This window comes from Tenacibaculum aiptasiae, from assembly GCF_965221665.1.
Lineage (GTDB): Bacteria > Bacteroidota > Bacteroidia > Flavobacteriales > Flavobacteriaceae > Polaribacter > Polaribacter aiptasiae.
In genome coordinates this window covers 2,091,639-2,107,171 of record NZ_CBDCSN010000002.1, presented here as the reverse complement: position 1 = coordinate 2,107,171, position 15,533 = coordinate 2,091,639, and the positions used below count along the sequence as shown (strand labels likewise).

Here is a 15,533-nt window from a genome sequence, read left to right as displayed (position 1 = left end):
ATTAAAAATGAATAATAAACTTAATATTATATCCATATGCATTATATTTTATTTATCTATTTTAAATAATGTAAATGCACTTCATTTAAATAAATTTGATAAGGATATCAATATTAATAATCATAATTTTTTTATCCAACAAAATAAAAACGACTCTTTAACAAGTAATATTTATTCAATTTTATATAAACAGTATAAAAAGGAAAAATATTTTGAAGCACTAAAAGGTGCTCTTAAACAATACAATATTGCTAAAACTAAAAAAGACACAAATAATGAATATTTGTTTTCTCTTTTAATAGCTGATATATATGATAAAACAAATAATTACGACAAATCTCTAATTTATTATAAGAACTCTTTAAAACTAATTGAATTAGATAAATTAGATTCTAAGCATAATGATTATAATGAGATTAGTAAAATATATTTAAGAATTGGTAGTACTTATCAAAGGTTATCTATAAAAGATAGTGCCGTTATTTATTATAAAAAGATTGAAAACTTAAATTCAATTAATGATAATATATTAAAATACAAAGCAGCTACTTATACAAATTTATCTGGAATTTATGAACAAGATTCCTTATTTGATAAAGCAAAGGACTATGCTATAAAAGCCGTTAATATACATAAAACTAGAAATAACAAAACAAGTCAAGCTAACTCTCTTAATAACCTAGGTAACATCTATTTATCTCAAAAAAAATTTAAAAAAGCAAAAAACATATATTTAGAAGGGATTAATTTAATCAAAAACAATAATTCTCAAAATGCTGTTAGGTTCAAAGCTAACTTATATTATAATTTAGCTTGGGCTATGAGGAATTTAAAAGATTATAAAGCTTATGATTTCCAAGAACTTTCTTATGAAATAGAAGATGATCAAAGAGAAAAAGAAACTAGAAGAATTATAGCTGAGATTACCGCAAAACATAATGAGTTTTTAGAGCATCAGAAAATTAATTTGGTAAAAGAACAACGTAAACTAGAAGAAACACAACAAGCTAAAACTACTTTACTTTTTGGAGCTTTAAGTTTATTAGTTATAGTTATTTCTGGCGTTGTGATTTATAATTATAAATTGCGTCAAAGTAATTTACAATTAAAACTTTCTGAGTCTGATTTATTACAGCAGCAAAGTATAGAAAAGTTAAAGTCAGACGCACAAATAAAAATATTAAATGCTACTATAGATGGTAAAGAAACTGAACGAAAGCAAATAGCCGAAACTTTACACGATAATGTGAGTGCTCTATTATCTTCTGCTAACATGCATTTAAGTGCTACTAAAAAACAATTCAACGGAGATACTCCACAAGAAATTGAAAAAACTAGACAAATTATTTTAGAAGCCTCTCAAAAAGTTAGAGATTTATCGCATAACTTAATTTCTTCTATTCTATTAAAATTTGGTTTGGAATACGCTTTAAAAGATGTTGTCAAAAAATATTCAAATAGTGAATTAAAATTTGAAGTTAAAGCAAATAACATTAGCAGATATAATCAGGAATTTGAGATTAAAATATTTAATGTTATTCAAGAACTAATAAATAACATTATAAAACATAGTAATGCGAGTAACGCAGAAATCATATTAAAAGCAGAGAATAATCAACTAACTATTCTTGTCAAAGATGATGGGGTAGGTTTTGCTACCTCATCTTCTTCTATTAATGATGGTATTGGACTAAATCAAATAGAAGCTCGTATTAAAATGATGAACGGTAAACTTGCCATTGATTCAGAACCTGATAAAGGAACAGATGTTTTTATACTAGTTCCAATACAACAACAAAAAGAATATGGTAGTTTATCCTCTGTGAGCTAATTCAATTACTTCCATATTCGTAATAGCTCCTTTATCTATTTCAAAACGCAACATAGTTCTTACTTTATGAAAACCATGATTCCCAGCAGCTCCTGAGTTTAAATGCAATAACTTAAGTTTTTCATCAAATTGAACTTTTAAAATATGAGAATGCCCACAAATAAAAAGCTTTGGACGTTCTCTTTTTAACTCTTCTCTAACTCTTAAGTTATACTTATTAGGATATCCACCAATATGAGTAATCCACACAGAAACACCTTCAATAACAAATTTATTATCCAAAGGAAACTCAGCTCTTGCATCTTTATCATCAATATTACCATACACCGCTCTTAAAGGTTTGTATTTTTTTAGAGTATCAGTAACTTTTAAATCACCAATATCACCAGCATGCCAAACTTCATCTGCTTGTTTTACAAACTTTAAAATTTGATCATCAATAAAACTGTGGGTATCGGAAAGTAATAAGATTTTTTTCATTACAACAAAACTAACAAATATCTAATATTAGCACATACAAACTTAAAAAAAACACTTGATTGCTATATAAAATAACATCAGAGCATTTTATTTTTTTAAGCCATAAAACTAAGTTTATAATTTCATAATTTAGCTTTTTAAAATTTCATTTTATTTGAGGTATTTTATCGAGTTAGCTTATAACGGAAAAAGCTATCATGGTTGGCAGGTACAACCAGACGCAATAACAGTTCAAGAAAAAATAAACAAAGCTATTAGCACAGTACTTAGAGAAGAAATAAGTATTGTTGGCGCTGGTAGAACAGATGCTGGCGTACATGCTTCTCAAATGTATGCACATTTTGACACTGATAAAAAACTAGACGACAATTTTGCCTTCAGGTTAAATTCTATTTTACCAGATGATATTGTTATATTTAATACTAAATTAGTTCACAACGAAGCCCATGCACGTTTTGATGCTAGTAGCAGAAGTTATGAATATAAAATTTGGCTTGGTAGAAATCCTTTTTTATTAGATAGTTCATGGCAATTATACAATCAAAAATTGAATCTTGATTTAATGAATCAAGCAGCTGCTATTTTATATGAATATGAAGATTTTGAGTGTTTTTCAAAAGTAAAAACAGAAGTTTACACTTTTAATTGCAATGTAACCAATGCAGAATGGGTTTTAAACGGAAATGAATTAACATTTCATATTAGTGCTAACAGGTTTTTACGTAATATGGTAAGAGCAATTGTTGGAACTTTAATGGATGTAGGGCAAGGAAAAATTACAATTGACGATTTTAGAAAAATCATAGAAAGTAAAAATAGAAGCAATGCAGGAACATCTGTTCCAGCAAAAGGATTATTTTTAACAAAAGTAGCATACGATTATATATAGTGAGTACATCAACAGGAAAAGCATTTGACATTAAAATTTTTGTAAGACTAATGAGTTTTGCAAAAAAATACCGCACCCGATTTATTATAGCAGCAACTTCTACAATATTACTTGCTGGTTTTGCTGTATTAAGTCCAGTTATATTAATGACTGCTATTGATGATTTTGTTGCAAATAAAAATCAAACAACCCTACTATATTATACAATAGCAATGTTTGCGGTATTGCTTATTCAAGTATTATTTCAGTTTAGTTTTATTTATTATGCAAATTGGGTAGGACAGCATATTATAAAAGATATTAGAACAAAAACATTTAGAAAAATCCTCGATTTTAAAATGGGGTATTTTGATAATTCATCTGTGGGTAAACTAGTTACAAGAGTAGTTTCTGATATTGAAACCATTGCAAACTTCTTTACTCAAGGAGTTTTTATGATTGTTAGTGATATTCTTAAAATGATAGTGGTAATTATCGTTATGGCATTTACCAACTGGAAACTAACTATAATAGCATTGGTAACATTACCTGTTTTAATTTACGCTACCAAACTTTTCCAAATAGCTATAAAATCAACATTCCAAGATGTAAGAAATCAAGTAGCAAACCTAAATGGATTTGTACAAGAAAGAGTTACAGGAATGAAAATTGTTCAGCTTTTTAATCGTGAGAAAATTGAATATCAAAACTTCGTTGAGATTAACAACAAACACAAAAAAGCACATATAAAAACAGTTTGGTACTACTCTATCTTCTTCCCTATTGCTGAAATTTTATCATCAATTGCTATTGGGTTAATTGTATGGTATGGCGGGTTACAAGTAATAGACAATAGCGCCATATCAGTGGGAGCTATTATTGGGTTTATCAAAATGGCTCAAATGTTATTTAGACCACTTCGTCAAATTGCCGATAAATTTAACCAACTACAAATGGGAATTGTAGCAGGTGAACGTGTTTTTAAAGTAATTGACACAGAAAGCTCAATTAATAAAGATGGAAATATTACAGCAGACTCTTTAGAAGGAAATATTAATTTTAAAGATGTTCGTTTTAGCTACATTAAAGGAGAAGAAATATTAAAAGGTATTAGCTTTAATGTTAAAAAAGGAGATACTGTTGCCATTGTTGGAGCTACAGGAGCAGGAAAATCGACAATTATAAACCTTATCAACCGTTTTTACGAAATTGATAGCGGTACTATTTGTATTGATACTATTCCAGTTGAAGATTACGAGATTAATTCTTTACGTAAAAAAGTAGCAGTTGTTTTACAAGATGTTTTTCTGTTTTCAGATACCATCTACAATAATATTACTTTAAAAAATGAACATATTTCTCTTGAAGAAGTTAAAGAAGCAGCCAAACAAATAGGTATTCATGAATTTATAATGAGCTTACCTAACAATTATCAATACAATGTTAAAGAAAGAGGTGCAATGCTTTCTTCTGGTCAGCGACAATTAATTGCTTTTTTACGTGCTTATGTTAGTAAACCTAGTATTTTAATTTTAGATGAAGCAACTTCTTCTGTAGATACTCATTCTGAACAAATGATTCAATATGCTACAGATAAAATAACTAAAAATAGAACATCTATTGTAATTGCTCACAGACTTGCAACGATTAAAAAATCGGATACAATTATTGTAATGGATAAGGGTGAAATTGTAGAGCAAGGAAGCCATACAGAACTGCTTAAAAAAGATAATGGTTACTATAAAAATCTTTACGACAAACAATTTAGCACAGAAATTATTTCATAAATAATTTGTTTAAGAGACTCAAAACAATAAATTTGTTACTCAATCAATTTAAACTAAAAATCAATTAATCATGAAAAAAGTAATTTTATCTGTATTTGTTGTTGGAGCTTTATTAGCAACTTCATGTAAAAACGCAAAAGAAGAAACTAAAGCTGCTACAGATGCTGCTGTTGAAGCAACTGAAAAAGCTGCTGAAGCTACTACTGAGGCTGCTACTAAAGTTGTTAAAGAAGCAGAAGCTGCTGTAGAAAAAGCTACTGAAGCTGTTGAGTCTGCTTTAGAAGGAGTAACTATCCCTAGTTTTGACAACGAAAAAGTAGACGCATATTTAAAAGACTATGCTGCTTACGCTAAAGATTATATTGCTGCAAAAGGTGATGTACTTAAAAACACTGAATTAGCTAAAAAAGGTGTAGAATTAGCAACTAAAGGAAAAGAAATTGCAAGTTCTTTAGACGCTGAAACAGTTAAGAAATTTAATAGCGTAATGACAGCTATCCAATCTAAAATGGCACCTGCTAAATAATTTTAGATTTTTATAAAAACTAAAAAGCTCGCTAAAGCGAGCTTTTTTTATGCAGTTAAATCTTTTTGTAATTTCTTAAATAATTCTTCTGGAGTTTTATACAATACAAACTCTCCATTATTTATATACGATATTTCACCTGTTTCTTCTGATACTAATAAACAAATTGCATCAGTTTTTTCAGTAACACCTATCGCTGCTCTATGTCTTAATCCAAACCTAGAAGGAATTTTGGTACTATCTGAAACCGGTAAAATAACACGAGTAGCAATAATGTAGTTATCTCTAATAACTGTAGCACCATCATGTAAAGGGCTATTTTTATAAAAAATACTTTCTAGTATTGCCTCATTTACTAGAGCATTCATTTTATCTCCAGTATTAATTAGAAAATCTAAATTATTCGTTTTTTCAATTACTATTAAAGCTCCAGTTTTAGTTTTCGATAAATTAAAACACGCTTTTAAAATTGTTTCAATATCAATTTCTGAATTGATTTCCGATTGTAAAAATTTTAATTGATTTAAAAACCCACGTTTCGTAGAAAAATTAGTGGTACCTATCATTAACAAGAACTTTCTAATTTCTTGTTGAAATACTATAATCAGTGCAATAACTCCTCCAGAAAGTAAATAACCCAATATTCCACTAAGCATTTCCATATGAAGTGCTTGGGTAATTTTCCAAATCAAAAAAATTAAAGCGATTCCAATAACTATATTAATGGCTACCGTTCCTTTTAATAACTTGTATATATAATATAAAAGTACAGCGACTAAAATAATATCAAGCACATCCAGAAACGAAAAATCAATAAAATCTAAACTCATTTATTTTATAGAAGTTTTAGTAAATGTAATCATTTTATGATAATTGCTCCACTATTTTAACAGCTTCTACCGCTTCTTTTACATCATGAACCCTTAAAATATTAGTGCCATTTAGCAAAGCAATCGTATTAGCTACTGTTGTCGCATTCAAAGCTTCTTGTGGAGTTATATCTAATAATTTATACAACATCGATTTTCTAGAAACTCCTGTTAGAACAGGAACATTCAAATGTTTAAACAAGCTTAATTTTTGTAACAATTCGTAGTTATGTCCTAGTGTTTTTCCAAAACCAAAACCAACATCAATTATAACATCATTTACTTTTAGTTCGCGAAGCTTAAAAATTTGAGCTGCAAAAAATGAAGTTATTTCTTTAACTATATCGGTATAAGCAGGGTTCTGTTGCATATTTTTAGGAGTTCCTTGCATATGCATCATAATATAAGGTACTTGCAATTTTGCTACCGTTTCAAACATTTTAACATCCATTACTCCTCCAGAGATATCATTAATAATTGCTGCTCCAGCATTAATAGTTTCCTCTACTACCCTACTCCTAAATGAATCTACAGAAATTATAATTTCTGGAAACTTTTTTACTAATAGTTCAATAACTGGCACAATTCTCTGTAACTCTTCTTCTTCAGAAATATGTTTAGCTCCTGGCCTTGACGAATAAGCTCCCACATCAATAAATGTAGCTCCATCATTTAACATTTTTTCTGTCTGTACAAGTATCTCTTTCTCATTTTTATATTTACCACCATCAAAAAAAGAATCGGGAGTAATATTTAAAATCCCCATTACTTTAGGAGAAGAAAGGTCTATTAAACTTCCTTTACAATTAATTGTCATCATAATAAATTTCCAAGTAAAAATAAACGAAAAGCTTGTAATATTTACTATTTTTGGTCGATTACTTTTAAATAAAAAAGATGCAAAACACATCCCAACAATACGATTCAGTAGTTGAAGAATGTAGAAGTTTGTTTATTAAAAAAATGAGTGACTACGGTAGTGCATGGAGAATATTAAGACTGCCATCATTAACCGATCAAATTTTTATCAAAGCTCAACGTATCCGACAACTACAAGAAAACACTGAACGTAAAGTAGATGAAGATGAAAAATCAGAATTTATTGGAATTATTAATTATTCAATAATGGCTTTAATTCAGCTAGAAAAAGGAGTTGTTGAACAACCTGATATGAATACTGAAGAAGCTACTGATTTATATGACAAACATGTAAACATTACCAAAGAGTTAATGGAAAATAAAAACCATGACTATGGTGAAGCATGGAGAGATATGAGAATTTCTTCCTTAACAGATTTAATTCTTCAAAAACTTCTTCGTGTAAAACAAATTGAAGATAACCAAGGAAAGACTATAGTTTCAGAGGGAATAGATGCAAATTATCAAGATATGATTAATTATGCTATTTTTGCTTTGATTCACCATTCAGAATTAGACAGTTAACCTAAACCCCTTAAAAAATGATTTTAAAGATTTCAACACATATTTCAAGAGTACTTGTAGGACTTTTATTTATTTATTCAGGATTTGTAAAACTAGTAGACCCTATAGGTTCTCAATATAAATTTCAGGAATATTTTAGTGAAGGAGTATTAAACATGGAGTTTTTAATTCCTTATACTTTACCTTTTTCTATTCTTTTAATTGTAACTGAATTAGTTTTAGGAATAATGCTTTTAGTAGGTTTTAAACCTAAATTTACGGTTTGGAGTTTGTTTAGCCTTAACTTAGTATTCTTATTCTTAACTTGGTATTCATATACTTATAACAAAGTAACTGACTGTGGTTGTTTTGGAGATGCTTTAAAACTTACACCTAAAGAAACATTTTATAAAAATGTCGTATTCATGATTTTTATCGTGATTTTAATTGTAGGATTAAGATACATTACTCCTTTAATTTCTAAAAAAGTTGGTGCTTTAACTACATACGCTTCAGTTTTCTTTTCACTAGTAATTGTATATCACGTTTTACAACACTTACCAATTATAGATTTTAGAGCTTACTCAATAGGAACTAATATTGCTGAAGGAATGGCATATAAAGATGGAAGCGATGAAGTTCCTCCTATTCATGATTTCATGATTGAAACTGATGAAGGTGATAAATTAGAAGAAATGCTTGGTAAAGATAAGGCAATGTTAATTATGCTTTACAACTTCGAGAAAACTGAAAAAGAAGGATTACCAGCTATTTCAAAAGTAGCAGCTGATGCAAAAGCTAAAGGATATGAAATTTATGTTTTAACAGCTTCTTATATTGAAGACTTAGCAGCTACACAAAAAGAATTTGGTTTACCATATACTTTTGGTTTTTGCGATGAAACTGCTTTAAAAACTGCAATTAGAGCCAACCCAGGAGTTATTACTGTAGAAAATGGAGTTATTGTAGGAAAGTGGAATTGGACTGATGCTGACGACATTGTTTTAAAATAACAATTTAAAAATCAGTAACTTTACAATAAATCAAACTATAATAATTATGAAAATCTTAAAATACATACTGCTACTTATAGTGGCAGTAATTGCTATTGGTTTAATTTACGTTAGCACTTATTCTGGAAGTTATGACGTAAGTAGAAGCAAAGTAATAAAAGCTCCGATTGCACATGCATTTAATACCGTAAACGATTTAAAAACATGGGAAAAATGGGGACCTTGGCATGATGAAGACAGTACTATTGTAGTAACTTATGGTGAAAAAACAGTAGGTGTTGGTGCTTCTGATAGTTGGACAAGTAAAGACGGACCAGGAAAAATGGAAACTGTTGCTTTAGTTGAAAATAAATCTATTGATCAAAAAATATCTTTTATGGATAATGAGCCTGGAGATATTTATTGGAATTTTGAAGAAGTAGCGGAGGGTACAAAAGTAACATGGGGTATGAAAGCTGAAAAATCTCCTTTTGTTTTCAAAATGTTTGCTGCATTAACAGGAGGTTGGGACAACATGCTAGGACCTATGGAAGAAAAAGGATTAGATAATTTAGAAAAGGTTCTTTTAGAAACAATTCCTGCAACTCCCAAGTTTACCATTGGTGAAATTTCTACAAAAGTGGTGCCTGAAAAAATCTTTATCGGATATCCTCATAAGATTAAAATTAACCATGAAGAAATGACTCGTTTATTCATGCAAGATTTACCTAAAGCAGGAATGCATGCCGCTAAAAGCGGATTAAAATTAGGTGATTACACTCCTGGGGCTGTATTTAGTAAATACGATGAAAAATCTGGAGAAACCGAATTTTATATTGGATTACTTTTAAACAAAGACTTAGCACCAGCTACAGGAATGGAAGTTGTTAAATTACCTGCAGGTAATAGCCTAGTAATATCTAAATTTGGTAATTATGGAGAAGGTGATTATGATGCGCATACCAAAATAGGCAATTATTTAAAAGAGAATAATCTTACTCAAAAATGGCCAATTTGGGAACTATACGTTAACGACCCAAGTACTGTAAAACCTACAGAAATTCAAACTGACATTTATTATCCGATTGAATAATACAAAAACTATATATTCGTAAAACCTCACAAAATTTGTGAGGTTTTATTATTTTCGCACATATATGAAACAACTATTATTAGTTTTTATTGGTGGCGGAACTGGGAGTGTTTTGAGATACCTTATAGGCAAACTTTTAAACAGCCCTGCAACAGGTATTCCTTATGGCACATTTGCAGCAAACGTTTTAGGTAGCTTATTTATCGGTATCATCTTAGGTTTAGCTGCAAAAAATGAAGCTTTAACTCAAAATCACACCCTATTATTAGCTACTGGTTTTTGTGGGGGTTTTACTACTTTTTCAACCTTTGCTTATGAAAATCATATTTTCTTAAAGTCGGGAGATTTTACCTCTTTTGCTTTTTATACAATTGCAAGTTTCATCCTTGGTTTTTCAGCTGTTTTTGCTGGAATCTATTTAATTAAATTTATATAAACATATGAGTACCCCTGTTCAGTATACATCGAAAGATGCTTATGTAATTATTACTATTACAAACGGAAAAGCGAATGCTATTTCACACGAAGTTATAGATGCTTTAAACATTGCATTTAATCAAGCAGAACAAGAAAAGAAAGTTGTTATTTTAACGGGACAACCTGATATTTTTTCTGCTGGATATGACTTAAAAAGCATGACAGCTTCTCCTGAATCTGCTTTAGAGTTAGTAACTAAAGGCTCTAAGTTATCACTTAGAATGTTATCCTTCCCTTTTCCAGTTATCATCGCTTGTAGTGGACACGCAATTGCAAAAGGAGCTTTTTTACTTCTTTCTGCTGATTATAGAATAGGTACCGAAGGTGATTTTAAAATTGGATTAAACGAAGTTATGATTGGAATGACAATGCACCATGCAGGTATTGAAATAGCCAAAGCGCGCTTAGCTCCTATCTATTTTGAAAGAAGCATTAGTAATTCTGAAATATACACTCCTGCAAATGCTGTTACAGCTGGTTTCCTGGATAGAATTGTACCTGAAGATCATTTGATGCCGACAGCTATAAAGATTGCTGAAATGTTTTCTAACTTAAACAAAAAAGCACATGCTGAAACAAAATTAAAGGTTAGAAAAAACTATTTAAATTCATTACAACAAGCAATAGAACAAGATAGTATAGAAGGATTAAATCCTCCTATTAAATAAAAAAACCTGCTAAGCAGGCTTTTTTTATGGTTTTTTATAGGCCATTACTCCAGCCTTTATCTCAGTATCTAAATAATTATCTCTAGGTGTAATTGGACAAGAATATCGATCACTATACGCACAATAAGGATTATATGCCTTATTAAAATCAATAGTTATTGTACCATCCTCATTTTCGTCCGTGACTAAAACATCAATAAAACGCCCACCTTCATAAGAAGTTTTTCCATTGGTATTATCTAAAAATGGTAAAAACAAGTTATCCTTATATTTTGGTTCTGGGTGTTCATCTCGGTATATAGCCAATTTAAAATCTTTTCCATTAATTTTAAAAGAAACTATACCATACTTTTTATACACCGCAACTCTATCAGTAGTTGTAGGAAAATTAAATGTTGGAGCATCAGGTGTCTTAGTTAATTTAGCCCTTACGATATACGCTTCTGAAATTGGAAAAAAATCCAATCCCTTAAAGTTTCTCAATCCTTTTTTAGTTAATGGTGATTTAGAAGCATCCTTAAATTCAGTATTCATTTCTATCTGAAAAGGAGATTTCCCAGTAATTTTTCTCTTTTTCTGACTACTACATGACTGAAATACAACCACTAAAATTATTAATATTACTTTTTTCATTGAACTTGTTATGTTTAAATATTAAAGATTTTTAGCATAAAATCTTAAGACTTCAAAAATACTTTATTCTCAATAATCTACCATAAACAAATGAATAATCATCAAAAAAGCCCAGTATTTATGTTAATTTTCTGTAAATAGACTTGACATAACAAATAAAAATTATTATATTTAACTCAATAGATTACATCTATGATTAACAAAAACTAGGAAATTTTGGTCTAAATTACGTTATAAAGAAAATTTATAAAAAAATAAAATAATTTGATGAATTTATTATAGGTTAAATGAAAGATTAGTATATATTTGTCGCCCAATTTATTTATAGAGAAAATAAATCTTTTTTATTCGGAATCAATTACCAGACTTATTCTAAAAAAAGATAATTTAATTAAAATTAGTAGATATTTTATGAACTCAGAATTAATAAGTAAAGCAGATGAATTTGAAAACAGAAAGTTCAAATTTATCACTACTAGTGATCGAATATTAGCTTCAAGAGAGGCTAAAGCTTTGATATTAGAAATAAACGAGGTATATAAACAAACCAAGGATACTGCCTTAATGGACGCCATGAAAAGATTAACTGTTGTAAAACAGCGAATTGAAAAGCGTTTAAAAGGTAAACCCTTAACTGCGTAATATTGAATAGAAACAATAAACGACAATTTATATCGTTTATTAAAACAGATAGAATAATATTTTTAATCAACTATTATTCTTTATAATATTTATTCTTGATAAAAGTTCTAGGTCTGCCCTAGAACTTTTTATTTTTTAATAATATATTTGCTTTCAACTCGGGATGTAGCTTAGTCCGGTTAAAGTGCACGGCTGGGGGCCGTGAGATCGAAGGTTCGAATCCTTTCATCCCGACTTCACACTTCCATAATTTAGATTAAAATATTTATCTAATCCTAAAAATACAGTAGAGTATTTCTTTGTATTTATTCTCAATTACTATCTATAAACATATTAAATTAAAAAAATATAAATTTTAATTTTAGCTATAAATAATAGCCTAAGTATAGCTATTAAAAGAACAAATCTAAAGGTTATAGTGCTCTAACACACTGAAATATTGACTTTTATATTTTAATGCAACAAAGTGGCTTTAAAGTATAAATAATTCAATTATTTAGTTAAATCATTAAATTAAATATATTTTTTAATTATTTTTTTTGAATATACAATAATATAGAATTGTATTCGTTTTCAACTTGGTCAACTTATCAAACCCTTCAAAATAAATGAAAAATTTTATTAAATTAACAACGTTGGCTATTTTAGTTTCGTTACAAAGTTGTGACAACCAAGAAATAGCTAAAGACATAGCACTAAATGCTAATTCTCCAGAAACAGGTGTTTTACCAAGTGAATTACATGTTCATAATACAGCACATAACTGTGCCACTGTTTCTCAATTTGGACCTAACTCTTACTGGTCAAACACACTTGTTAATGCAAGTGAAACAAATTTCTTAAAACAACAAAACAACAACGCTTCAAGTCTTTTTGGTATAGCTAATGTACCTCTTTATTTTGCAGCTGGAAGTGGTACTTTCAATGCTTTATCTTATGGACCACCAGCTAACTATATTATCTGGGGTGAAGAAATGTTAAGAGGAGCTTTAAACTACGGTAGATCAGCAGTAGCTTATATTGTAGCACATGAAGTAGCACATCAAATACAATTTAGACAAGGATACCCTTCAGTAACTGGTCCTTCTAACACGGAATTAGAAGCTGATGGTTTTGCTGGATATTTCTTAAGAAGAAGTTATACTTCTACTTGGTCTGATGTTATTCCTGCATATAACTTTTCTCAATCTATTGCTGGAGCTAGTGGATCATCTCATGGTTCTGCTTCACAAAGACGTTCTGCTGTGAGACTAGGATGGTTATTAGGAAACAATGGTACTTTATCTAATGCTAATCTTGATTATAACTTTTTTTACTACTATAACACTTATGTTATTCCTGGTAAATTAAAGTCTAGTAATATTCAAAAGCCTAAAAGAATAGATGCTGAATTGCATAAATTTATGTTAACTAAAATTGAAGAGTTAGTTGACATTCACACAGGGAAAATCTCTGAAAAAGAATACGCAAACCTAGGCAATAACTAAAAATAATATTAAATAAAAAGTTGACCATTTTAAAAAGAGAGGTGTTAAAACCTCTCTTTTTTGTTTATATAAAAGTTTATAAAATAGCTTACTATTTTTTTAAGTAAAGTATAAGATTAGCGTAATCAATAATTGCTTTTTTATCTGTTAAAATATCAGCTCCAATTACTCCATCAATTTCTTCTAACCCCATACTTACAAACGCGTTATTTACATGATCTAAACTCATTAACGTTAAACCTAGTTCTTTCAACTCCAATTCCCCTATTTTTAAATTATTTTTTTCAGAAGCTAGCATTTGCAGTCCAGTTCCTCCAGCACCTGTACCTTCATCATCAGATTCAATTGCCTGCATATTAAATTTCTCTTGATTCTTTTTATCTATTACTGTAGCACCAGCTCCAGTATCTAAAATAAAATTTCCTTTAATTCCATTTAATTTTCCATAAATATGTAAATGTCCTGAAGACATTTTTTTTAACTCTAACTTTACATATCCATCCTTAATTAAATAAGATTCTAAACTAAAATTTTGGCTTTCTATCGATTCTACATTTTTAGTACTAGTTTTACAAGAACATAAAAGTACTACAGTAAATAGTAAGTTAACTATTATTATTTTTCTCATAATGTTATGCTATAATTTCGATGCAAGTTTATGGTTAGTTTAAATTTAATTAAGTTAAAAGTTAACTACTGTTAATTAAGGTTAACTATTTTTCTACTCATCATATTTAATAAACTTTATTAAACAAGTTACTTTTTAAATAGTTAAAAAAAAGAGCAAGTAATTTAAAATTACTCACTCTTTTATAGATTAATTTATTTTCTGAAATACTTTTAAAAGAATCTTAAAAATTTAGATTTTTCTTTTCCGAAACTAAAGGTCATTAACACCTCATGACTTCCAGAATTAAAATCTCCTAAATTGGTAAATGTATGATCATATGCATATCCCATTCTCAACTTCTCTGTAACATTTAAACTGAAAATAGCTGAAAACGAATCATCATACCTGTAAGACAATCCAAACTCAATATTATCGTAAAATAATACATTTGCTGAATATTCCACCGAAATCGGAGCTCCTGTTGCAGCTTTTGCTAAAAATGATGGTTTAAACTTTATATCATCACTCATCTGAAAAACATATCCTCCCGTAAAAAAATAATGAGTTTCTTCTAATGCTTTAGAAACAATACCATTTCCTCTTTCAAAGTGAATTGTTTTTAACAAATTAGGAGCCGACAATCCTAGATAATATCTATCTGTATAATAATAAAGCCCTACTCCAAAATTAGGATTTGTTTCATTTAAATTATTCTGAAAGGCAATATCTCCTGAATTAACAGTATTTAAAAATGATAATGGTGCTGATAAAAACGTAACTCCTGCTTTTAAACCAAAAGCTAGTTTTGCCGCTTCATTTACTTTTATTGTATAAGAAAAATCTGCGTATACATTCTGCTCAGACAAAGGCCCTATTTTATCTGCAATTACAGAAAGTCCCATTCCTACATTTTTACCTAAAGGTGCTTGTGCATTAAACGTAAATGTTCTTGGAGCATCTTTGATACCTACCCATTGAGATCTACCTAAAACACTTAAAACCAAACCATCTTTAGATCCCGCATAAGCTGGGTTTACAATATTCATATTATACATATATTGTGTATAATGTGGATCCTGTTGACCTTTAACAGAAAAGGTACTAAATATTACTATTATTATTAATATAACTTTTTTCATTTCTTTTCT

Annotated in this window: 17 protein-coding genes and 1 tRNA gene; 12 read left to right on the top strand and 6 right to left on the bottom strand. The window is 29.1% G+C overall.

The features are described 5' to 3' along the window. Positions 1 to 7 precede the first annotated feature (7 nt). On the top strand, positions 8 to 1,831 hold the full coding sequence (locus tag ACOQN8_RS10000) for a tetratricopeptide repeat-containing sensor histidine kinase (protein ID WP_420552565.1): 1,824 nt from the start codon (positions 8 to 10) through the stop codon (positions 1,829 to 1,831). Here ACOQN8_RS10000 and ACOQN8_RS09995 read toward each other — a convergent pair. Beyond that, positions 1,814 to 2,311, bottom strand: a complete 498-nt coding sequence (locus tag ACOQN8_RS09995; protein ID WP_420552564.1) for a metallophosphoesterase family protein — start codon at positions 2,309 to 2,311, stop codon at positions 1,814 to 1,816. The two genes, ACOQN8_RS10000 and ACOQN8_RS09995, sit on opposite strands and share 18 nt — an antisense overlap. Positions 2,312 to 2,465: 154 nt before the next feature. On the opposite strand from ACOQN8_RS09995, the gene truA reads away from it, so the two are divergent. The 3 genes from truA to ACOQN8_RS09980 all read left to right on the top strand — a co-directional run bounded on the left by truA (position 2,466) and on the right by ACOQN8_RS09980 (position 5,492). After that, positions 2,466 to 3,200 (top strand): tRNA pseudouridine(38-40) synthase TruA, encoded by a 735-nt coding sequence (truA, locus tag ACOQN8_RS09990; protein ID WP_150900806.1) that lies wholly within the window; start codon positions 2,466 to 2,468, stop codon positions 3,198 to 3,200. 50 nt (positions 3,201 to 3,250) lie between these two features. Continuing rightward, on the top strand, positions 3,251 to 4,966 hold the full coding sequence (locus ACOQN8_RS09985) for an ABC transporter ATP-binding protein (protein ID WP_420552563.1): 1,716 nt from the start codon (positions 3,251 to 3,253) through the stop codon (positions 4,964 to 4,966). A gap of 70 nt (positions 4,967 to 5,036) precedes the next feature. After that, positions 5,037 to 5,492 carry a hypothetical protein gene (locus tag ACOQN8_RS09980; RefSeq protein WP_420552562.1) on the top strand — a complete coding sequence of 152 codons (456 nt, stop codon included), beginning with the start codon at positions 5,037 to 5,039 and terminating at the stop codon, positions 5,490 to 5,492. 47 nt (positions 5,493 to 5,539) lie between these two features. Here ACOQN8_RS09980 and cdaA read toward each other — a convergent pair whose 3' ends face one another. Together cdaA and folP are read right to left on the bottom strand one after the other, a co-directional pair. After that, positions 5,540 to 6,322, bottom strand: coding sequence for a diadenylate cyclase CdaA (cdaA, locus tag ACOQN8_RS09975; RefSeq protein ID WP_235276043.1), 783 nt, complete (start codon positions 6,320 to 6,322; stop codon positions 5,540 to 5,542). A 34-nt stretch (positions 6,323 to 6,356) separates the two neighbouring features. After that, positions 6,357 to 7,178 carry a dihydropteroate synthase gene (folP, locus tag ACOQN8_RS09970; RefSeq protein WP_420552817.1) on the bottom strand — a complete coding sequence of 274 codons (822 nt, stop codon included), beginning with the start codon at positions 7,176 to 7,178 and terminating at the stop codon, positions 6,357 to 6,359. 80 nt (positions 7,179 to 7,258) lie between these two features. On the opposite strand from folP, the gene ACOQN8_RS09965 reads away from it, so the two are divergent. The 5 genes from ACOQN8_RS09965 to ACOQN8_RS09945 all read left to right on the top strand — a co-directional run bounded on the left by ACOQN8_RS09965 (position 7,259) and on the right by ACOQN8_RS09945 (position 11,013). Continuing rightward, positions 7,259 to 7,804, top strand: a complete 546-nt coding sequence (locus ACOQN8_RS09965) for a DUF1599 domain-containing protein (RefSeq protein ID WP_420552561.1) — start codon at positions 7,259 to 7,261, stop codon at positions 7,802 to 7,804. Positions 7,805 to 7,821: 17 nt separating this feature from the next. Beyond that, entirely contained in the window at positions 7,822 to 8,796 is a 975-nt protein-coding gene (locus tag ACOQN8_RS09960) for a DoxX family protein (protein WP_420552560.1), read from the top strand. 46 nt (positions 8,797 to 8,842) lie between these two features. Then, on the top strand, positions 8,843 to 9,868 hold the full coding sequence (locus tag ACOQN8_RS09955) for an SRPBCC family protein (protein ID WP_420552559.1): 1,026 nt from the start codon (positions 8,843 to 8,845) through the stop codon (positions 9,866 to 9,868). A gap of 64 nt (positions 9,869 to 9,932) precedes the next feature. Continuing rightward, positions 9,933 to 10,304, top strand: a complete 372-nt coding sequence (crcB, locus tag ACOQN8_RS09950; protein ID WP_235276046.1) for a fluoride efflux transporter CrcB — start codon at positions 9,933 to 9,935, stop codon at positions 10,302 to 10,304. A 4-nt stretch (positions 10,305 to 10,308) separates the two neighbouring features. Beyond that, on the top strand, positions 10,309 to 11,013 hold the full coding sequence (locus tag ACOQN8_RS09945) for a crotonase/enoyl-CoA hydratase family protein (protein ID WP_420552558.1): 705 nt from the start codon (positions 10,309 to 10,311) through the stop codon (positions 11,011 to 11,013). Between the two features lie 24 nt (positions 11,014 to 11,037). Here the strand turns inward: ACOQN8_RS09945 and ACOQN8_RS09940 are convergent, their stop codons facing one another. Beyond that, positions 11,038 to 11,646: a DUF1684 domain-containing protein gene (locus ACOQN8_RS09940; protein WP_150900797.1), complete on the bottom strand. Its 609-nt coding sequence runs from the start codon at positions 11,644 to 11,646 to the stop codon at positions 11,038 to 11,040. A gap of 411 nt (positions 11,647 to 12,057) precedes the next feature. Here ACOQN8_RS09940 and ACOQN8_RS09935 point away from each other — a divergent pair, with 411 nt between their 5' ends. From ACOQN8_RS09935 to ACOQN8_RS09925, 3 genes are all read left to right on the top strand, one after another. After that, positions 12,058 to 12,288, top strand: coding sequence for a hypothetical protein (locus ACOQN8_RS09935; protein ID WP_150900796.1), 231 nt, complete (start codon positions 12,058 to 12,060; stop codon positions 12,286 to 12,288). A gap of 159 nt (positions 12,289 to 12,447) precedes the next feature. Continuing rightward, a tRNA-Pro gene (locus tag ACOQN8_RS09930) sits at positions 12,448 to 12,522 on the top strand. A gap of 374 nt (positions 12,523 to 12,896) precedes the next feature. Continuing rightward, positions 12,897 to 13,775 (top strand): metalloprotease, encoded by an 879-nt coding sequence (locus ACOQN8_RS09925; RefSeq protein WP_272150121.1) that lies wholly within the window; start codon positions 12,897 to 12,899, stop codon positions 13,773 to 13,775. Between the two features lie 91 nt (positions 13,776 to 13,866). On the opposite strand, the gene ACOQN8_RS09920 is transcribed toward ACOQN8_RS09925, so the two are convergent. Beyond that, positions 13,867 to 14,403: an aspartyl protease family protein gene (locus ACOQN8_RS09920; protein WP_420552557.1), complete on the bottom strand. Its 537-nt coding sequence runs from the start codon at positions 14,401 to 14,403 to the stop codon at positions 13,867 to 13,869. Between the two features lie 212 nt (positions 14,404 to 14,615). Then, entirely contained in the window at positions 14,616 to 15,524 is a 909-nt protein-coding gene (locus ACOQN8_RS09915) for a PorP/SprF family type IX secretion system membrane protein (RefSeq protein WP_150900790.1), read from the bottom strand. Positions 15,525 to 15,533 lie beyond the last annotated feature (9 nt).